This is a genomic window from Stenotrophomonas sp. DDT-1 (assembly GCF_001580555.1).
Lineage (GTDB): Bacteria > Pseudomonadota > Gammaproteobacteria > Xanthomonadales > Xanthomonadaceae > Stenotrophomonas > Stenotrophomonas sepilia.
The window spans coordinates 1-18807 of record NZ_LEKR01000060.1; the positions used below are offsets into that span (position 1 = coordinate 1).

General features: G+C 68.1%; 16 protein-coding genes. 9 read left to right on the top strand and 7 right to left on the bottom strand.

Going from position 1 to position 18807, the window contains the following annotated elements:
- Nucleotides 1-484, top strand: a 484-nt coding sequence (locus tag AB839_RS19475; RefSeq protein ID WP_156476698.1) for an IS3 family transposase, incomplete at its 5' end; no start/stop codon positions are given.
- A gap of 154 nt (nucleotides 485-638) precedes the next feature.
- Here AB839_RS19475 and AB839_RS19480 read toward each other — a convergent pair.
- Nucleotides 639-1013, bottom strand: coding sequence for a DUF4124 domain-containing protein (locus tag AB839_RS19480; RefSeq protein WP_061480616.1), 375 nt, complete (start codon nucleotides 1011-1013; stop codon nucleotides 639-641).
- 80 nt (nucleotides 1014-1093) lie between these two features.
- Here AB839_RS19480 and pssA point away from each other — a divergent pair, with 80 nt between their 5' ends.
- From pssA to rimI, 3 genes are read left to right on the top strand one after another with little or no spacing between them, the layout of a single operon-like run.
- Complete coding sequence (gene pssA / locus AB839_RS19485; RefSeq protein WP_061480606.1) at nucleotides 1094-1870, top strand: CDP-diacylglycerol--serine O-phosphatidyltransferase; 777 nt, start codon at nucleotides 1094-1096, stop codon at nucleotides 1868-1870.
- On the top strand, nucleotides 1867-2370 hold the full coding sequence (locus tag AB839_RS19490; protein ID WP_061480607.1) for a hypothetical protein: 504 nt from the start codon (nucleotides 1867-1869) through the stop codon (nucleotides 2368-2370). The genes pssA and AB839_RS19490 overlap by 4 nt, the downstream gene beginning before the upstream one ends.
- Nucleotides 2367-2864 (top strand): ribosomal protein S18-alanine N-acetyltransferase, encoded by a 498-nt coding sequence (rimI, locus tag AB839_RS19495; protein ID WP_049465109.1) that lies wholly within the window; start codon nucleotides 2367-2369, stop codon nucleotides 2862-2864. The genes AB839_RS19490 and rimI overlap by 4 nt, the downstream gene beginning before the upstream one ends.
- 45 nt (nucleotides 2865-2909) lie before the next feature.
- Here rimI and AB839_RS19500 read toward each other — a convergent pair whose 3' ends face one another.
- From AB839_RS19500 to AB839_RS19515, 4 genes are all read right to left on the bottom strand, one after another.
- The gene (locus tag AB839_RS19500; RefSeq protein ID WP_061480608.1) at nucleotides 2910-3731 is read right to left on the bottom strand and encodes an EamA family transporter; all 822 of its coding nucleotides are present in this window, start codon (nucleotides 3729-3731) and stop codon (nucleotides 2910-2912) included.
- A gap of 133 nt (nucleotides 3732-3864) precedes the next feature.
- On the bottom strand, nucleotides 3865-6693 hold the full coding sequence (locus tag AB839_RS19505) for a valine--tRNA ligase (RefSeq protein WP_061480609.1): 2829 nt from the start codon (nucleotides 6691-6693) through the stop codon (nucleotides 3865-3867).
- A gap of 72 nt (nucleotides 6694-6765) precedes the next feature.
- Nucleotides 6766-7191, bottom strand: coding sequence for a DNA polymerase III subunit chi (locus tag AB839_RS19510; protein WP_005415211.1), 426 nt, complete (start codon nucleotides 7189-7191; stop codon nucleotides 6766-6768).
- Between the two features lie 82 nt (nucleotides 7192-7273).
- The gene (locus AB839_RS19515; protein ID WP_061480610.1) at nucleotides 7274-8752 is read right to left on the bottom strand and encodes a leucyl aminopeptidase; all 1479 of its coding nucleotides are present in this window, start codon (nucleotides 8750-8752) and stop codon (nucleotides 7274-7276) included.
- Between the two features lie 104 nt (nucleotides 8753-8856).
- Between AB839_RS19515 and lptF the strand changes: the two genes are divergently transcribed.
- Nucleotides 8857-9939, top strand: a complete 1083-nt coding sequence (gene lptF, locus AB839_RS19520; protein ID WP_061480611.1) for an LPS export ABC transporter permease LptF — start codon at nucleotides 8857-8859, stop codon at nucleotides 9937-9939.
- Nucleotides 9936-11042 carry an LPS export ABC transporter permease LptG gene (gene lptG, locus AB839_RS19525; RefSeq protein WP_049414332.1) on the top strand — a complete coding sequence of 369 codons (1107 nt, stop codon included), beginning with the start codon at nucleotides 9936-9938 and terminating at the stop codon, nucleotides 11040-11042. Before lptF ends, lptG begins: the two co-directional genes overlap by 4 nt.
- A gap of 90 nt (nucleotides 11043-11132) precedes the next feature.
- Here the strand turns inward: lptG and AB839_RS19530 are convergent, their stop codons facing one another.
- A complete protein-coding gene (locus AB839_RS19530) occupies nucleotides 11133-11624 on the bottom strand; it encodes an RDD family protein (RefSeq protein WP_061480612.1) in 492 nt (163 codons plus the stop codon).
- A gap of 56 nt (nucleotides 11625-11680) precedes the next feature.
- On the opposite strand from AB839_RS19530, the gene xerD reads away from it, so the two are divergent.
- Nucleotides 11681-12658, top strand: a complete 978-nt coding sequence (gene xerD, locus AB839_RS19535) for a site-specific tyrosine recombinase XerD (protein ID WP_061480613.1) — start codon at nucleotides 11681-11683, stop codon at nucleotides 12656-12658.
- 100 nt (nucleotides 12659-12758) lie between these two features.
- On the top strand, nucleotides 12759-13544 hold the full coding sequence (locus AB839_RS19540; RefSeq protein ID WP_061480614.1) for a thioredoxin fold domain-containing protein: 786 nt from the start codon (nucleotides 12759-12761) through the stop codon (nucleotides 13542-13544).
- Between the two features lie 121 nt (nucleotides 13545-13665).
- Here AB839_RS19540 and AB839_RS19545 read toward each other — a convergent pair whose 3' ends face one another.
- Nucleotides 13666-15765: a glycosyl hydrolase family 18 protein gene (locus tag AB839_RS19545; protein ID WP_061480615.1), complete on the bottom strand. Its 2100-nt coding sequence runs from the start codon at nucleotides 15763-15765 to the stop codon at nucleotides 13666-13668.
- Between the two features lie 904 nt (nucleotides 15766-16669).
- On the opposite strand from AB839_RS19545, the gene purL reads away from it, so the two are divergent.
- The coding region (gene purL, locus AB839_RS19550) for a phosphoribosylformylglycinamidine synthase (protein WP_241776801.1) at nucleotides 16670-18807 on the top strand (2138 nt) is incomplete at its 3' end.

The following is an 18807-nucleotide window of genomic DNA, read 5'->3' on the forward strand; positions in this document are numbered from 1 at the left end:
CCAGAAGTGGGTGACCGACGTCACCGAGTTCAAGGTGCAAGGCATGAAGCTGTACCTGTCGCCGATCATGGACCTCTACAACGGTGAAATCGTGGCTTATCAGATCAAGCGCCAGCCCGTGTTCGATCTGGTAGGTCAGATGCTGGAGGAGGCCATCAGCAAGCTTTCGCCGGATGAGCGGCCAATGATCCACTCCGACCAGGGCTGGCAGTACCAGCATGAGAACTACCGGCACATGCTGGAAAAGCACTCGTTGAAGCAAAGCATGTCCCGACGTGGCAACTGCTTGGACAATGCGGCAATGGAAAGCTTCTTCGGGACGCTGAAGTCGGAGTTCTTCTACCTGAACAGCTTTGACAGCATCGAAAGCCTGGAGGCCGGGCTGGTGGAGTACATCAAGTACTACAACCAAGAGCGAATCAGATTGAAATTGAAGGGGCTAAGCCCGGTAAAGTACCGGGAACAGGCCCAAGCAGCCGCCTGACCCCACCGTCCAAGTCTCGGGGGTCACTTCAGGACGGGTTTACGGCGTCCCCGCAATCCGACACCGCCCCGCCAAACCTACAGAAAGCCCAGAGCCGGCTGTTGCCCTTGCTGTTGCCTCTGCGGGTGCAGGGCTGCAAGCCCTGCCGATAACCTCACTCCGCCGGGCAGTAGGCCTTGATGGCGGCTTCCGCCAATCCCTTCTGCGCGCTGCGCTGTTCCGGGGTCAAGGCGGTATCGGCCTTGCCGTCGCCATTTGTGTCCTGCATCACCTGGCCGGAGCCTTCCAGCAGGACCAGGTTGGCACGGGCGGTGCTGCACTGCTCCGGCACGGGGGCGGCCGGGGTTTCGGCGCTGGCCGCGGCCTGCGGGCTGCGGGCCTGTTCGCGGGTCTCGAATTTCCTGCCCGCCGGTGGGGTCTCCGAGTACTGGGTCACGCCATGGGCGTCCTTCCATTTGTACACGGGACCGGCCACGGCGTTGGCACTGGCCAACAGCAGCAGGCATCCAAGGCAGGACAGGGCACGCATAGCAAACTCCACGGAATGGGCGTAGAACGCCGATTGCAGCATTGGCGCCGAGCACTGGCAAGTCGATTAAACTGGATTCCATGGACCCGATCACACCGCCGCCGCGCTCGCGCACGATTTACCTGTTGCCCAACCTGTTCACCACCGCCGGCCTGTTCTCCGGTTTCTACGCGATCATCGCCGCGGCCAACGGGGATTTCGTCAACGCCAGCATCGCCGTGTTCGTGGCGGCGGTGATGGATGGCCTGGACGGGCGCGTGGCGCGCCTGACCGGTACCAGCAGCGAATTCGGCGTGCAGTACGACTCGCTGGCCGACCTGGTCAGCTTCGGCATGGCCCCGGCGCTGGTGATGTACCACTGGTCGCTGTCGTGGCTGAAGTTCGACGATCCGCTGCTCGGCCGCGTCGGCTGGGCCGTTGCCTTTCTGTATGCGGCCTGCGCGGCGCTGCGCCTGGCCCGCTTCAACACGCAGGTGGCGGTGGTCGACAAGCGCTGGTTCGTCGGCCTGGCCAGCCCGGCCGCAGCGGGCCTGATGATGTCCTTCGTCTGGGCGTTCGCCGACGGCAACCTGGGCTGGGATGGCAACCAGCTGCGCTACGTGGCGCTGGCGGTGACGATCATCGCTGCGCTGCTGATGGTCAGCCGTATCCGTTTCTGGAGCTTCAAGGGCGGCGATGCCAAGGGCACCCGTTCGGATCGCGTGCCGTTCCTGGTGTTGGCACTGGTGCCGGTCGCCATTGCCATTGCGGTGATCGACCTGCCGCGCGTGCTGTTCGCGGTCGGCATCCTGTACGCCTTGTCCGGCCCGGTGATGTGGGCCGTGCAGCGCATGCGCAAGAAGCCCGAGGCCGCGTGAGCCAGGACCTGCCCGTGCTGTGGTCACCGGCCCAGCAGGCCTGGCTGCAGGCCATGGGCTATACCGTCTATCACGACGGCCAGCTGGCCGCCGAGCTGGATGCCGCATTGCAGTTGAGCGTGGCCGAAGCCGAAGCCAGTGTTGCCCCGCCGGAGCCGGTGCGGGCTGCTGTGCCGCCGCGCGACGCCCACGCCGCGCCCGCGACCGCAGTACGCGCGGAACGCCCGGCACCGCCGCGCCGCGAAACGCCGGTCAGTGCCCCGGATACCGTGCCGGCGGCTGAGCGCCCGCTGCCCAGCGGCAACGCACGCCAGCCGGTGGTACGCCTGCCCGATCGCCTGCAGATCGCACTGCTGCGCGCCTCTGGCTGCAACCCGAACGACCCGGCCACCCAGATGCTGATGGACAGCTGGCCGCTGGACCAGCTGCGCCGCGACCCGGCCGCCAAGCGTGCGCTGTGGCCGCAGCTGCGTGCCCTGCGCAAGCGGGGCACGCCGTGAGCGCGGTAACCCGGCCCGGCCCGGTCAGCCTGCGTGCGCTGCGCGAGAGTGACCTCAATGCCGTGATGGCGATCGAGCTGCGGGGCTATCCTTTTCCCTGGACCCGCGGCATCTTCATCGACTGCCTGCGCGCCGGTTATCCCGGCCTGGCGATGGAGCGCGATGGCCTGCTGGTCGGCTATGGCGTGCTCAGCATCGCCGCGGATGAAGCGCACGTGCTCAACATCTGCATCGACCCGCTGGCACAGTCGCGCGGGCTGGGCCGCCAGCTGCTGCGCGCGCTGGTGCAACTGGCCGCCGACCGTGGTGCCCAGCGCGTCTTCCTGGAGGTGCGTCCGTCCAATACGCCGGCGCTGGCGCTGTATCACAGCGAAGGCTTCAACGAGATCGGCCGCCGCCCGCGCTACTACCCGGCCGCACAGGGCCGCGAGGACGCGGTGGTGATGGCGATCGAGCTGGTCGACGGCGACCTGCAGGCGATGCCGCCGCTGTGACGCAGACGGGTTGCCGGCCAGCGGCCGGCACTACCAACGCGCCCATCACGCCAGCCGCAACGCCAGCACGCCACCGACGATGAGCGACGCCGCCAGCCAGCGAGCGCGCGGAATCCGCTCGCGCAGCAGGAACACCGAGATCAGCAGCGCGAACAGGATCGAGGATTCGCGCAGCGCCGAAATCATTGCCACCGGCGCCTGGGTCATGGCCCACAATGCCATCGCATAGGAGGCGGTGGTGCCGACGCCACCGGCCAGTCCCAGCGGCCAATGCCGCCGGGCATAGTCCAGCACCGCGCCGCCGCGCGTGTACAACGCCCACAGCGGCAGCGGAATGCCCGACAGCAGGAACAACCACAACGTGTAGCTGAGCGCGCTGCCGGACTGGCGCGCACCCTGCGCATCGACCAGCGTGTAGGTGGCGATCATCGCTGCGGTCAGCAGCGGCAGGCGCAGTTGGCCGCCACGCGCACCCACTGCCATGCACAGGATGCCGGTGCTCACCAGTACCACGCCCAGCCACGCTGCAGCGGGCAATGGTTCACCGAGCAGGGTGCCCGCCAGTGCGACCAGGATCGGCGCGCTGCCACGCATCAGCGGGTAGGCCAGGCTCATGTCGACCTGCTGGTAACAGCGTGCGACCAGCCCGTAATAGGTCACCTGCAACAGCACCGATGCGCCCAGCCAGGGCCAGCTGTGCGCGGCGGGAAAAGGCAGGAAGGGCACGGCGGCGGCCGACAGCAGCGCGGCGCTGCCGGTGACCAGCACGGTGCCGAGGAACTTGTCCGGCCCGCGCTTGACGATCGCATTCCAGCTGGCATGCAGTGCCGCAGCGGCGAGAACCAGCAGGAAGATCGAAAGAGGCATCCGGCGATGATGCCATGCGGGGGAAATGCAAACGCCGGGCATCGCCCGGCGTTTCCCATTCCGCTTGGGTGGGTGCCAACCTCTCCCGCCGTGGTAGGTGCCAACCTTGGTTGGCACGCACCAGAGCGCAGCGTTACAGCTTCGCGCGCTGTTCGCGCAGGCCGGCCAGCTGGGTGTTCCAGTCGGCCAGGCGCACGCGTTCCTGCTCGACCACGGCCGGTGGCACCTTGTCGGTGAACTTGGCCAGCTTGGTCTCGCTCTTTTCCTTTTCGGCTTCGACGCGGGCGATTTCCTTGTCCAGGCGCACGCGCTCGGCATCGAGATCGACCAGGCCTTCCAGCGGCACCAGCAGCTTCAGTTCGCCCACGATCGCGGCGGCGGCAGGCGGTGCGCTTTCGCCTTCGGCCAGCCACTGGATGCTGTCCAGCTTCAGCAGGAACGACAGCGAAGCGCTGAAGCGTTCGATACGCACGCGGTCCTGTTCCAGGCCGGCCTGCAGGCGCAGCGGCACCAGCTTGGACGGCGCGACGTTCAGCTCACTGCGCACGCGGCGCACCGCGCTGATCACCGCCTTCAGCCATTCCACGTCGGCCTCGGCCTGGGCGAAATCGCCTTCGAACTCGGCGGCGGTCGGGTAGGGGCGCAGCGACAGCGTGGTTTCGGCCAGGCCCAGGCGCGGGGCCAGCTGCTGCCACAGCTGTTCGGTGATGAACGGCGTCAGCGGGTGCAGCAGGCGCAGCAGTGCTTCCAGCACGTACAGCAGGGTGTGGCGGGTGCTTTCGGCATCGGCGGCGTCGGCACCGTTCAGGGCCGGCTTGCTCAGTTCCAGGAACCAGTCGCAGAACGCGTTCCACGCAAACTCGTACAGGCACTGCGCCAGCAGGTCGAAGCGGTAGGCGGCGAAATGCCCCTGTGCCTCGGCGGTGGTGGCGGCCAGGCGGGCGAGGATCCAGCGCTCGGCATCGGTGCGCGGCTTGGGCGCGCCGGTGAACGCAGCGCCTTCGGTGTTCATCAGGGCGAAGCGGCTGGCGTTCCACAGCTTGTTGCAGAAGTTCTTGTAGCCCTCGGCGCGGTTCATGTCGAACTTGATGTCGCGACCGTGGGTGGCCAGCGCGGCGATGGTGAAGCGCAGCGCATCGGCACCGTGGGCAGCAATGCCGTCCGGGAATTCCTTGCGGGTGGCCTTCTCGATCTTCTCGACCATCTTCGGCTGCATCAGGCCGCCGGTGCGCTTGGCAACCAGATCGTCGATGGTGATGCCGTCGATGATGTCCAGCGGGTCGAGCACGTTGCCCTTGCTCTTGGACATCTTCTGGCCCTGGCCGTCGCGGATCAGGCCGGTGAAGTAGACATCCTTGAACGGGATCTTCCCGACCAGGTTGTCGGTGGCCATGATCATGCGCGCCACCCAGAAGAAGATGATGTCGAAGCCGGTGATCAGCACCGACGACGGCAGGTAGCGGTCGAAGCCACGCTCGGCCATGGCCTGCTCGTTCGGCCAGCCCAGGGTGGAGAACGGCCACAGCTGCGAGGAGAACCAGGTCTCCAGCACGTCGCTTTCCTGGTTCAGCACCACGTCGCTGCCCAGGTTGTGCTTGGCGCGCACTTCCGCTTCGCTGCGACCGACGTAGCAGTTGCCGGTGGCGGCATCGAACCACGCCGGGATGCGGTGGCCCCACCACAGCTGGCGGCTGATGCACCAGTCCTGGATGTTGTTCATCCAGTGGCGGTAGGTGTTGATCCAGTTCGGCGGCACGAAGGAAATGCTTCCGTCCTCGACCAGTTCCAGGCCACGCCTGGCCAGCTCGTCCATCTTCACGAACCACTGGTCGGTCAGGTACGGCTCGATCACCTGGCCGGTACGGTCGCCGCGCGGCACCTGCAGCTTGTGCGCCTTGGTCTCGACCAGGATGCCCAGGTCTTCCAGTTCGGCCAGCACGGCCTTGCGCGCTTCATAGCGGTCCAGGCCCTGGAAGCGTTCCGGTGCATTCTCGTTCAGCGCCGCCACCGGGGTGAACAGGTTGATCATCGGCAGGCTGTGGCGCACGCCCACTTCATAGTCATTGAAATCATGCGCCGGGGTGACCTTGACCACGCCGGTGCCGAACGCGCGGTCCACGTAGTCGTCGGCGATCACCGGCACGCGGCGGCCGGTCAGCGGCAGCACCACGCTCTTGCCGATCAGGTGCGCGTAACGCTCGTCTTCCGGGTGCACCATCACCGCGGTATCGCCCAGCAGGGTTTCCGGGCGGGTGGTGGCGACGACCAGGTAGTCGCGGGTTTCGCGCAGGGTTTCCACGCCGTCGGCATCGCGCTCGACGTGCTCGTAGCTCAGGCCTTCGTCCAGCGTGTAGGCGATCGACCACAGGAAGCCGTCTTCCTCGGCGCTCTCCACTTCCAGGTCGGAAATGGCGGTCTTCAGCACCGGGTCCCAGTTCACCAGGCGCTGGCCGCGGTAGATCAGGCCCTGCTCGTACCAGCGCACGAAGGCTTCATTGACCGCCGCCGACGGCTGCGGGTCCATGGTGAAGGTGCTGCGCGACCAGTCGGCGGAGGTGCCAAGGCGGCGCATCTGGCGCTCGATGGTGTCGCCGGACTGCTGCTTCCACTCCCAGACCTTGCCGATGAAGCCTTCGCGGCCCAGCGAATCGCGGGTCTCGCCCTTGCCTTCCAGCGCCAGGTTGCGGCTGACCACCATTTCGGTGGCGATGCCGGCGTGGTCGGTACCGACCTGCCACAGCGTGTCGTAGCCGCGCATGCGGTGGTAGCGCACCAGCGCGTCCATCAGGGTCTGCTGGAAGGCGTGGCCCATGTGCAGGGTGCCGGTCACGTTCGGCGGCGGCAGCAGGATGGTGTACGGCTCGCCCGTGCCGGACGGCTTGAAGTGGCCGGCCTTCTCCCAGGCCTCGTAGAGGTCGGTCTCGAAGGACGTCGGGTCGTAGCTGGAGGCGAGTTGGGTCATGCGGGGGAACCAGGAGGTAATCATTGAAGGATCAGGGCGCGGCGGCGGCCCATCAAGGGGGCCGGGGCGCGCTCACATGTCATGCTTGTTCAGGTCGTAACCGGCGGCCTTGTACTGGCGCCAGCGCTCGCGCAGCGGTTCGCGCGCTTCCGGATCGGCCGGCACCACTTCCAGCACGCGCTCGCACTGGCCCAGCCAGGGCTCGTCGCGCAGGTTGATCACCAGCGGACGCGCCGGTGCCTCGGTGCCGGGTACCGCGATCAGTACCAGGGCCTCTTCCTCGTCCATGTCTTCGCCGGCGATCTGGTGAGGGATGTAGGCGTCGTTGTCGAACGCCCACAGCAGCTCGTCCAGCTCTTCGGCCTGGGCCTGGTCACGGGCCAGCACCAGGGTGAACAACCCGGCGTCGTTGGCCTTGCGCGCCAGCTCACAGACCAGGCGCAGCGGCTCGGTCAGGAAGCGGGGCTTGGCGATCAGGTAGAAGTCGGCGCGGGGCATGGCAGGGTCCGGGTCAGGCAGGGGCCCGGCAGTGCCGGGCGAGGCCCCGGCCGGCATCTGCCGGCCAGGGTCGGGTACGGCATCAGGCGCGGGCGGCCTGGTCCAGCAGCCACTGGCTCAGCAGGCCGACCGGGCGGCCGGTGGCCATGCCACGCTTGCCTTCATCGCTGGCCACGCCGGCGATGTCCAGGTGGGCCCAGCGCTGGCCTTCGGCGAAGCGCGACAGGAAGCAGCCGGCGGTGATCGCACCGGCCCAGCGGCCACCGATGTTGTAGACGTCGGCGAAGGTCGAATCCAGCATCGGCTGGTACTCGTCCCACAGCGGCAGGCGCCAGGCGCGGTCGAACACATGCTCGCCGGCGGCCAGCAGTTCATTGGCCAGGTCGTCGTGCTTGCTCATCAGGCCGGCGGTCTGGTGGCCGAGGGCGACCATGCAGGCACCGGTCAGGGTGGCCACGTCGACCAGCGCGGCCGGCTCGAAGCGCTGTGCGTAGGTCAGCGCGTCGCACAGGATCAGGCGGCCTTCGGCGTCGGTGTTGCCGACTTCGATGGTCTTGCCCGACATCGAGGTGATCACGTCCGACGGACGATAGGCGTTGCCATCAATGGCGTTTTCCACCGCCGGGACCACCACGACGAGGTTCAGCGGCAGCTTGGCCTTGACCGCAGCGACGAAGGTGCCGATGACGTTGGCGCCACCGCACATGTCGTACTTCATTTCCTCGATGCCGCCCTGGGTCTTCAGGTTGACGCCACCGGTATCGAAGGTGATGCCCTTGCCGACCAGCACGTACGGCTTGGCGTCACCGCCATTGTTCCACTTCAGCACGACCAGGCGCGGGCGGTTGGCCGAGCCACGGGCCACGGCCAGCAGCGAGCCCATGCCCAGCGCTTCCATCTGGTGCTCGTCGAGGATCTCGGCTTCGGCACCGTCGTGCTCGCCGGCGAACTTCACGCCCACGTCGGCCAGATAGGCCGGGGTGCAGTAGTTGGGCGGCAGGTTGCCCAGCTCGCGGGCGAACTCGACACCGGCGGCGATGGCCTGGCCCTGGGCCAGCGCCTGCGCGTCGTCACCGGCGATGGCCAGCTGGGTCAGACCGGCGTCGTCGGCCTTCTTCTTGCCCAGGGTGGCGGTGTAGCGGTAGGCGGCGTGATCGGCGGCGATCACCGCCTGACGGATCGCCCAGGCCGCGTCGCGGTCCTTCACCGCCACTTCGGACAGGGTGAACAGTGCGCTGCGGGCAGCACCGGCCTTCAGCGCGCGCACGGCGTCGCCCACGGCCTTCAGATACTGCGGCACGCCGAAACGGGCGGCTTCACCGAGGCCGACCACCAGCACGCGCGGGGCGGTCACGCCCGGCAGGTCGTGCAGCAGGGTGGTTGCGCCGGTCTTGCCGGACAGGTCGCCACGCTCGGCCAGGGCCGCCAGGCGGCCACCGCTTGCGGCATCCAGGGCCTGCGCGGCCGGGGTCAGGGTATGGTCGGCATACGCGCCGACCACCAGGCAATCAACGGTGGCGGCGGCCGGAGCAACGTGGTTCAGGGTGAATTCGAGGGCCATTGAGCAGATTCCATTGGCGAGTCCGTACAATCGCAGGCCGTTTACGCCCAGACAGTAGACTGGGCGGCACCGCGAACGAACCCCAGAGTTTAAACCACCGCCCCATGCTGAAGCTCGACCGATACCTGCTGGGCGATTTCGTCCAGAGTTTCCTGGCTACCCTGATCGTCCTGCTGGTGGTCAGCGTGGGCGGCGTGCTGGTGGACATCCTCGGCAACATCGCCGACGGACGCCTGCCGGCCAAGCTGCTGTTCTCCCAGCTGGGCCTGCAGTTCATCGCCTACCTGCCGCTGATCCTGCCGCTGGCCCTGATGCTGGGCTTGCTGCTGGCCGTGGCGCGGCTGTACCGCGACTCGGAAATGGCGGTCATCACCGCCATTGGTGTTGGCCCCAAGCGACTGCTGCGACCGCTGCTGATGCTGGTGGTGCCGGTGGTGCTGCTGGTCGGCGCCTGCTCGCTGTGGCTGGGCCCGTGGGCAGGCCGGGTGGCCGAGCAGATGATCATCGAGGCCAACCGCAGCGTGCTGATGGCCGGCCTGGAGCCGGGCCGGTTCACGCCGCTGCCCAATGGCGGCGTGGTCTACCTGTCCTCGATCTCGCCTGACGGCACCGAGCTGGGCAAGGTGTTCCTGCAGCGGCAGAAGGACGATCGCCTGGAAGTGGTGTCGGCCAACAGTGGCCGCATGTACTTCGAGGGCACCCGCCAGCGTTTCCTGGAGCTGGATGATGGTCACCAGGTTGAAGGCCCGGTGGCCGCTGGGCTGGATTACCGGCTGGCGACCTTCGCCCGCAACGACGTGGCCCTGCCCGATGGCGCACAGACCCGCACCGAGGACGACCCGGAACTGATGCCGACCCTGCAGCTGATCGGTGATGCACGGCCGCAGGCGCAGGCGCAGCTGCATCGCCGGCTGGCACCGCCGCTGATCGCGCTGGCGTTCGCCCTGCTGACCGTGCCGTTGGGCCGCAGCTCGCCGCGCCAGCAGCGCTACGGCCGCATGATGCTGGCCCTGCTGGCCTACATGGTGGGCACCAACCTGATGTTCATCGGCAGCGGCTGGATTGCCAACGGCAAGATTCCGCCCGCGCTCGGCCTGTGGTGGTTGACCCTGCCGCTGCTGGCGCTGTCGATCTGGATGTATGTACGTGATGGCCGCCTGGGCCGTCCGAAGGGAGCCCGCGCATGAGGCTGCGCCCGATGCGTTTCGACCTGTACCTGGGCCGGTCGGTGTTCACCACCGTGCTGCTGACCTGGGCGGTGCTGGTGGGCCTGGACGTGGTGATGGCCTTCTCCGGCGAGTTCAAGGACATCGGCAAGAACGGCTACACCCTGGGGCATGCCGCCGCGTGGGTGCTGTACACGGTGCCGCGCCGCGCCTACACCATGTTCCCGACGGCCGCAGTGATCGGCGCACTGATGGGCCTGGGCCAGCTGGCCGCGACCTCGGAGCTGACCGCGCTGCGTGCACTGGGCCTGTCGCGCAAGCGCCTGAGCGTGTCGGTGGCGATTGCGCTGTCGCTGCTGACCGCGGTGATGGTGCTCAGCGCCGAGACGCTGGGCCCGTGGGGCCAGGACCGTGCCGATGCGCTGAAATCCAGCGCCAAATGGGGGCGGGATATTGCCACTACCCGTTACTCGGGGCTGTGGGCGCGCGAAGGCGACACCTTCCTCAATGCGCAGAGCGGCGAGGAGCAGCTGGTGGGCGACAAGGGCACGCGGCTGATCCTGCGTGATGTGCGCCTGTACCGGGTCGCCGAAGATGGCAAGATCGCCTCGTTGACCCACGCCGCCACCGCCGAGCACGACAAGGACGGCTGGGTGTTGACCGGCGTGCGCCGCGACACCTTTGGCGAGCGCTCGGCAACCCGTCAGGAAGTGGCACGAGAACCCTGGAACTCGAAGTTGGACCCGGCCGCGCTGGCGACCGGTATCGCCAAGCCGCGCAACCTCAGCGTGTCCGAGCTGAGCACCAGCATTGCCTACCGCGAACGCAACGGGCTGGACGCGCGCGATTTCGAGGATGTGTACTGGAGCCGCTGGTTCTATCCGGTGAACGTGCTGGCCCTGTGCCTGGCGGCGGTGCCGTTCGCGTTCGGATCGCTGCGCAGCGGCGGCATGGGCAAGCGCTTGTTCCTGGGCATCCTGTTCGCATTGGGCTTCTGGCTGCTGCAGCTGTTCTTCGGCCGCATGGCCGGCGCGCTGAAGTTCGACTACCGCATTGCCTACGCGTTGCCGCCGATCGTGATGCTGGCGGTGTCCGGACTGCTGTTCCGGCGCAAGTCGGGCTGATTCTGATTGTTGTAGAGCCGAGCCTGTGCTCGGCTGTCACGTACAGTGCGGAAAGCAGCCGAGCACGGGCTCGGCTCTACAGACAGCGCCTTACCGTTTCGGCATCCGCACCATGCAGGTGGCGCTGGCGCGGTCGTGCCAGGTCAGGCGTTGGCGGTCGACCCACGCCCACCAGAATCCCAGTCCGCCCAGCAGCAGGGACAGCGTGCCTACCGCAAAGCGCAGCCACAACTGCCCGCGCCGCAACGGCGTGCCATCGATTGATTGCACTTTCAGCCGCCACGGGCGCATGCCCAGGGTCTGTCCGCCGCGGCGCCAGCTGGCCGTGGCATACCACCCCGTGACCGCCCAGCACACCGCCCACAGCAGCCACTGCCAGGCGCTGAACGGCGCGATGTTCTCGCGCTGTGCGTGGCCGCTGAAGGTGTAGGCGAGGGTGAACAGCGTGCCGGCCAGCATCCAGAGCGCCAGCACCGGCAGTGCGTCGTAGGCCATCGCCAGCACGCGCCACAGCAGCAATGCGCGCGGATGGAGCATTTCGGTAGCGGCCGCAGGGGCCGTGTCGGTGGCAGGGCGGGACATGCGCCGAGCATACGCAAAGCTGGCCGTGCCCGCAGTGGCCCTCGTATCCTGCACGCATGGCCCTTGTCTCCACCCCCGCCGAACGCCGCCAGCTGGTCCAGCAACTGCCCGAGCTTCGCGCCGACGACAGCGTGCGCATCCAGCGCTTCCTCGATGCGATCTGGGCCGAGAACGGCCTGGCCCGCGCCACGCTCGACAGCTACCGGCGTGACCTCGAAGGGTTGGCGCGCTGGATGGATGGACGCGACGGTGGCCTGGCCGGCATCGAGCGTCCCGGACTGTTCGAGTATCTGGCCTGGCGCACCCGGCATGGCTGGTCGCCGCGCAGCAATGCGCGCCTGCTGTCGGCGTTGCGGGCGTTCTTCGCCGATGCGGTCCGCCGTGGCGAACGCAGCGAGGACCCGAGTGCGCTGCTGGATCCACCGAAGCTGCCACGGTTGTTGCCCAAGGCGCTGGCCGAGAGCCAGATCGATGCGCTGCTGGCGGCCCCGGACATCGACAGCCCACTGGGCCTGCGCGATCGCGCCATGCTGGAACTGATGTATGCCGCCGGCCTGCGCGTGAGCGAGCTGGTGTTGCTGCCGGCCACGGCGATCAACCTGCGCCAGGGCGTGCTGCGGGTCACCGGCAAGGGCAGCAAGGAACGGCTGGTGCCGCTGGGCGAGGAATCCCAGCACTGGCTGGAGCGTTACCTGCAGCAGTCGCGCCCGCAGCTGGTCGGCAAGGGCAAGGTGCATGCCCTGGCGGATGGGCAGACCCCGTTGTTCGTCGAACCGACGCTGCATGCGCTGACCCGGCAGGCGTTCTGGCATCTGGTCAAGCGCCACGCCCAGGTGGCCGGCATCGATCCGGCGCGGATCAGCCCGCATGGCCTGCGGCACAGCTTCGCCACCCATCTGCTCAACCGCGGTGCCGATCTGCGCGCGCTGCAGATGCTGCTTGGCCACAGTTCCTTGTCGACCACCCAGATCTATACCCTGGTCGCGCGCGAGCACCTGCAGAAGCTGCACGCCCGCCACCATCCGCGTGGCTGAGCGCCGGGCTGAATCGCTGCCCGGGGCGCTGCCGGCCGTCGCCGCCCGGTCGCGGTGGCTGTGTCAGAATCCGGGGTCTTCTTCTGTCGCGGACCGCTCCATGCTCCGATTTGCCATCGCCGCCGTGTTCGGTGCGCTCAGCCTGACCGCCTGCGCCCAGCCGGCTCCACCGGCCGCCAAGGCACCCGCCGCCGCTGCGGCCAAGGCCAGTCCGGCTGCGAATGCGCCCGCCGACCAGGCGGTACGCGCCGCACTGGCCGCGTTGAACCCCGGTTTCCAGGTGGACTACATTGGCGCCGCGCCGTTCCCCGGCTTCCGCGAGGTCGTCGTTTCAGGCCAGCTTCTGTATGTGTCCGATGACGGCCGCTATCTGTTCCAGTCTCAGCCCTACGACACCCGCGCCAAGGGCCCGGCCAACAGCGAAGGCCTGCTCGGCTATCGCCGCGGCCTGCTGGCCAAGGCCAACCACGGCGATCGCATCGTGTTCGCCGCGCCGAACGCCAAGTACACCATCAGCGTGTTCACCGACATCGAGTGCGGTTACTGCCGCAAGCTGCACCAGGACATCGCCGAGCTCAACCGCAACGGCATCACCGTCGAGTACCTGGCGTTCCCGCGCATGGGCCTGGGCAGCAAGGACTACACCGACATGATTTCGGTCTGGTGTGCAGCGGATCGTCGCCAGGCGCTGACCAACGCCAAGCGCGGCGGCAACGTTCCCGCCAGGAACTGCACCAATCCGGTGGCGATGCAGTACGCGCTGGGCCAGCAGCTGGGCGTGAACGGCACGCCGGCGATTTTCGCGCCGGACGGTACCCAGCTGGGCGGTTACCTGCCGCCGGCGCAGCTGCGCGCGGCGCTGGAAAAGCTGTCGGCCAAGCGCTGATCGCCGTTGACCTTTTCCTGTAGAGCCGAGCCCATGCTCGGCTGCGCAACCATCAGCCGAGCATGGGCTCGGCGCTACAGATCAGAGGCCGGGGGCGCAAAATGCGCCCCCGGCTTTTCCCTTATTTCAGGCCATCACTGACCGCCTTGGTCAGCGTGCCCTGCGCATCGTCACCGCTGAACTCCCAGACGAACGCGCCGCCCAGGCCCTGGGTCTTCACGTAACCCATCTTGCGGGTGATGTTGGCCGGGGTGTCGAAGCTCCACAGCGTGCTGCCGTTGTAGATCCAGGTGGCACCGGCGGTGTTGTCGGTGTAGCCCGGCCACGCCAGGTTCTTCAGCACCTTCCAGTCCTCGATGCCGGCTTCATACGTGCCCGGGGCGGCACCGGTGGCGGTCTGGTACAGGCCGTTGTTGGCATTGGCCACGCCGGTCCAGCCACGCCCGTAGTAGCCGATGCCCAGGTTGAGCTTGGCGGCGGGCACGCCACGGCTGATGAAGGCCTCGATGGCGTCGTTGCTGTTGTACAGCTTCTGGTCGCCGGTGGACGGATCATTCGGCGAATCGAACAGTGCCGACTGGTGATTGGTCCTCGCATCCCACGCGCCGTGGAAGTCGTAGGTCATCACGTTGATGTAGTCCAGGTACGGGTGGTACGCCGCCGGATCGGTGACGCGGATCTTGTCGATGCCGGCACCCACCGCCACCGTCAGCAACAGGCCCGGACGCACCGCATCGAGCTGGCGGCGGAACTCGGCCATCAGCGCGGTGAAGTTGGCGTTGTCTTCCGGCTTGCCGCATTCGATGCCGCAGGCCACCGGGTACTCCCAGTCGATGTCGATGCCGTCGAACACGCCCAGCGCCGCACCGGCGCCGCCCGCACCGTCGGTCACCGGCAGGTTGCCCTTGATGTAGGCGTCGATGCACGAGGCAACGAAGGCCTGGCGGTTTTCCGGGCGCGCCGCGCTGGAGAAGCCGCGCGACCAGGTCCAGCCACCCAGCGAGATCAGTACCTTCAGGTTCGGGTACTTGGCCTTGAGCTGCTTGAGCTGGTTCCAGTTGCCGCGCAGCGGCTGGTCCCAGGTATCGGCGCTGCCGCTGACACTCTCGGCGGCACTGAAGGCCTTGGTGTAGTCGGCGAAGGCATCGCCACCGGCACCGCTGTTCGGGTCCGACGGCTGGGTGATGCCGACTTCGCAGCGGTTGTTGCGCACGTTGCCGAACGCGTAATTGATGTGGGTCAGGCGCGCGGCCGAGCCGCTGCTGTCGATGTTCTTGACCCGGTAGTTGCGGCCGTAGATGCCCCACTGGGTGAAGTAACCGATGACCCGCTTGCCGGTGGTGCCGCCGTCACCGGCCAGCGTGGTGGCGCTGATCTCGGTGCCCTGCGCCGACGCGTTGCCGGCATTGTCGCGCGCCCGCACGCGGTAACGGTAGGTGGTCGATGCGGTCAGCCCGCCATCGACGTAGCTGGCACTGGACGGCGAACCGACCAGGCTGCCGTTGCGGTACACGTCATAGCCGGCCAGGCCACTGCCGCCGGTGTTGTCGGTGGACGGGCTCCAGCTGAGCGCGATGCTGTTGGCGGTGCGCGTACCGGCCGCCAACCCGCCGGGTACGCTCGGTGCGGTGGTGTCGCCGCTGGCGGCGTTGACGGTGATGGTGATCGTCGCCGTGCTGGCGGTGGCATTGTTGTTGTCAGTGGCCACCGCGCGCAGGGTATGGCTGCCGGCGCTGGCGTTGGTCCAGCTGGCTGCATACGGCGCACTGGTGGCCACGCCGAGCGTGCTGCCGTCGCGGAAGAATTCGACCTTGGCGACACTGCCGTCCGGATCGCTGGCGGTGGCGGTCACGTTGACCGTGCTGCCGGCGCTGAAGGTGGCGCCGTTGGCCGGCGAGGTCAGGCTGACCACCGGCGGCTGGTTGGTGCCGCTGCCATCGCAGGCACCGAGGTTGGTGTAGTAGGGCGCACCGGCCGGATGGTCCGGCGGCGCGTTCCAGATGTCCTGGTTCGCCCGATAGAGGACGCCTCCTTTCTGCAGGGTATCTCCGGCCCGGTAGATCTTGGCCTGGTCCCACTGGGCCACGCCGGCACAGCTGGCGGCCTGGGCCAGGCCGGGCAGGGCGGCGCTGCCGGCGGCCAGGGCAAGCAGCCAGGCCAGGTGGCGGGGACGACAGCTTCGGGTCGAACGTTCGGCACTGCGCACAATCGGGTCGTACATGGGTGAGTCTCCGATCAAAGGGCGCGCGGGCCCCGATGGCGCCGCGCGTGACGCAGGTCCGGGCATCGCCCGGGAAGGCGACGGAGGGGCCGGACGGAGGCACCTGGGAGGCCGGGGAGAGAGTCCGGCACCAGGTGGGGACAACGTTGTCATCAATTGCGTGGTCAATCCGTGAGCAAGCGCATGGTTCGAGGATTTGGGCGGAAAGCGGCGCTGGCGCGCGGTCGGCGGCCAGCGGCGGGGCCCCTCGTGGCTGGGACTTGCTGCGAACAGCGGATTTCCGGGGATTGGCCGGGCGGGTGGGCTGCGCAGGGGACGCCGTGAATACGTCCCTGTAGGCTCGGGCGCGCCATCCATGGCGCTTACGCCCCTGCGCAGCCCACCCGCCCGGCCACGGACAGATTCCTGCGCGGCCAGCCACGGAAGACAGAACAAGAAATCAAAGGCAGAAGCCGGTCGCTTCGCTCTCCAATACCTGACTTCTGAGATTTTCCTGGTTGTCGGCCAGCGGCCGGCACTACCGGGGAGCATCCACGCATGGCGTGGATCTACCGCAGATCGCGGAAATCTGTCGGGGGCGGGGTGGTGGGGGCCAGCAGGACCGTTGGCGCCATGGATGGCGCCATCGAGCCCCCATGGGTGAGGGCGCTTTGTTTGCGAAGCACTGCTTCGCAAGCGCCCGAACGCCCAGCCGCCAGCGGCTGGGCCGGACCGCGGAGCGGGGTTTACGGCGTGTCCTGCTGGCCCCCACCCCCCCGCCATCCCACGGGAACCCCGCTTTTGCTTGGGCCGTTGCCGTTGCTTCGGCCCTGGCCTCGGCGGGTGCCGGGCGCCGCCCGGCCAAAGCCATCCCCCTGCTTCCGGTACAATGTCGGGCCCGTTTCCCAACTACGGTTCCCCGGACATGATGGTCCTCGAGGGCGCGCCCGCCCTGTCGCCGTTCCGCCGCGAACGTCTTGAATCCCGCCTGCAGTCCATCGCTCCCTCCCTGCGCATCAGCGGTGCCTGGCACGTCTACTTCGTGCAGCCCGAAGGCAGCGCCGCCCCCGACCTGACCACGCTGTGCCGCATCCTCGAAGCGGCGCCGCAGGCCGAAGCCGTGGCCGAAGGCGCGGTCAGCCGCATCGTGGTGCCGCGCCTGGGCACGCTGTCGCCCTGGTCGAGCAAGGCCACCGAACTGGTCCGCGGTGCCGGCCAGCCGGTCAGCCGGGTCGAGCGTGGCCTGCGTATCGATGTGCAGGGCTGGCCGGCTGATGCCGCCGTGCAGCAGGCGCTGGTCAAGGCGCTGCACGACCCGATGACGCAGTCGGTGCTGGAGACCGTGGAGCAGGGCCAGGCGCTGTTCTCGGCGCCGGCCCGTGGCGAGCTGGAACGCGTGCCGGTGGACCAACTGGAGGCCGCCAACCAGCGCCTCGGCCTGGCCATGGCCCAGGACGAGATCGACTACCTGCGTGAACGCTTCACCGCGCTGGGCCGCTCGCCGTCGGACGTGGAACTGATGATGTTCGCGCAGGCCAATTCCGAGCACTGCCGCCACAAGATCTTCAACGCCAGCTGGACCATCGATGGCCAGGAACAGGACCGCTCGCTGTTCCGGATGATCAAGAACACCCACCAGCAGACCCCGCAGCACACGCTCAGCGCGTACAGCGACAACGCTGCAGTGATCGAAGGCCATCCGGCGTCGCGCTACCGTCCCGATCCGGCCAGTGGCGAGTACCGCCGCGAAGCGCAGGTGCCCAGTGCCTTCCAGATCAAGGTGGAAACCCACAACCACCCGACCGCGATCGCACCGTTCCCGGGCGCTTCGACCGGCGCGGGTGGCGAGATCCGCGACGAAGGCGCGACCGGCCGTGGCGGCAAGCCGAAGGCGGGCCTGACCGGCTTCTCGGTCTCGCACCTGCGCATTCCGGAATTGCCGCAGCCGTGGGAGGCGCCGCGCGCGCTGAACCCGCGCATGGCACCGGCGCTGGAAATCATGACCGACGGCCCGCTCGGCGGCGCCGCGTTCAACAACGAGTTCGGCCGCCCGAACCTGCTCGGCTACTTCCGCAGCTTCGAGCTGCCGGAAGGCGCCGACCTGGTGCGCGCCTACGACAAGCCGATCATGCTGGCCGGTGGCCTCGGCGCGATCGATCGCGTGCAGGTCGACAAGATCCCGCTGCAGGCCGGTGATGCGGTGATCGTGCTGGGTGGCCCGGCGATGCTGATCGGCCTGGGCGGCGGTGCGGCCAGTTCGGTGGCCTCCGGTGAAAGCGCCGAGGACCTGGACTTCGCCAGCGTGCAGCGCGACAACCCGGAAATGGAGCGCCGCTGCCAGGAGGTCATCGACCGCTGCGTGGCGATGGGCGCCAACAACCCGATCAAGTTCTTCCACGACGTCGGCGCCGGTGGCCTGTCCAACGCCATCCCCGAACTGCTGCACGACTCGAACGTCGGTGGTGTCATCGACCTGGGCAAGGTGCCCACCGATGATCCGTCGCTGTCACCGATGCAGCTGTGGTGCAACGAGTCGCAGGAACGCTACGTGCTGGGCGTGGCCCAGGAGCGCCTGGCCGAGTTCGCCGCGCTGTGCGCCCGCGAACGCTGCCCCTTCGCGGCCGTCGGCGTGGCCACCGCTGAAGAGCATCTGGTGGTGGCTTACGGCGCCGTGCCGGGCCACACCCCGGCTGATGCACCGATCGACCTGCCGATGGACGTGCTGTTCGGCAAGCCGCCGAAGATGCACCGCGATACCGCGCACCCGCCGGCACCGCGCTGGCCGGCGCTGAAGACCGGTGGCCTGGACCTGCAGGAAGCCGGCCTGCGCGTGCTCGCGCACCCGACCGTCGCTTCGAAGAACTTCCTGGTCACCATTGGTGACCGCAGCGTCGGCGGCCTGACCGCGCGCGAACAGATGGTCGGCCCGTGGCAGCTGCCGGTGGCCGACGTGGCGATCACCCTGGCCGACTTCGACGGCGTAGCCGGTGAGGCGATGTCGATCGGCGAGCGCACCCCGCTGGCCCTGCTCGATGCCGCTGCTTCGGCACGCATGGCGGTGGG

What these genes read in the sequence shown, in the direction of transcription:
- AB839_RS19515 (WP_061480610.1), bottom strand. Translation starts at nt 8,752, where the DNA reads ATGGCCCTCGAATTCACCCTGAACCACGTTGCTCCGGCCGCCGCCACC.
- AB839_RS19530 (WP_061480612.1), bottom strand. Translation starts at nt 11,624, where the DNA reads ATGTCCCGCCCTGCCACCGACACGGCCCCTGCGGCCGCTACCGAAATG.
- lptG (WP_049414332.1), top strand. Translation starts at nt 9,936, where the DNA reads ATGAGGCTGCGCCCGATGCGTTTCGACCTGTACCTGGGCCGGTCGGTG.
- AB839_RS19510 (WP_005415211.1), bottom strand. Translation starts at nt 7,191, where the DNA reads ATGCCCCGCGCCGACTTCTACCTGATCGCCAAGCCCCGCTTCCTGACC.
- AB839_RS19545 (WP_061480615.1), bottom strand. Translation starts at nt 15,765, where the DNA reads ATGTACGACCCGATTGTGCGCAGTGCCGAACGTTCGACCCGAAGCTGT.
- pssA (WP_061480606.1), top strand. Translation starts at nt 1,094, where the DNA reads ATGGACCCGATCACACCGCCGCCGCGCTCGCGCACGATTTACCTGTTG.
- lptF (WP_061480611.1), top strand. Translation starts at nt 8,857, where the DNA reads ATGCTGAAGCTCGACCGATACCTGCTGGGCGATTTCGTCCAGAGTTTC.
- AB839_RS19540 (WP_061480614.1), top strand. Translation starts at nt 12,759, where the DNA reads ATGCTCCGATTTGCCATCGCCGCCGTGTTCGGTGCGCTCAGCCTGACC.
- AB839_RS19500 (WP_061480608.1), bottom strand. Translation starts at nt 3,731, where the DNA reads ATGCCTCTTTCGATCTTCCTGCTGGTTCTCGCCGCTGCGGCACTGCAT.
- AB839_RS19480 (WP_061480616.1), bottom strand. Translation starts at nt 1,013, where the DNA reads ATGCGTGCCCTGTCCTGCCTTGGATGCCTGCTGCTGTTGGCCAGTGCC.
- AB839_RS19505 (WP_061480609.1), bottom strand. Translation starts at nt 6,693, where the DNA reads ATGACCCAACTCGCCTCCAGCTACGACCCGACGTCCTTCGAGACCGAC.
- xerD (WP_061480613.1), top strand. Translation starts at nt 11,681, where the DNA reads ATGGCCCTTGTCTCCACCCCCGCCGAACGCCGCCAGCTGGTCCAGCAA.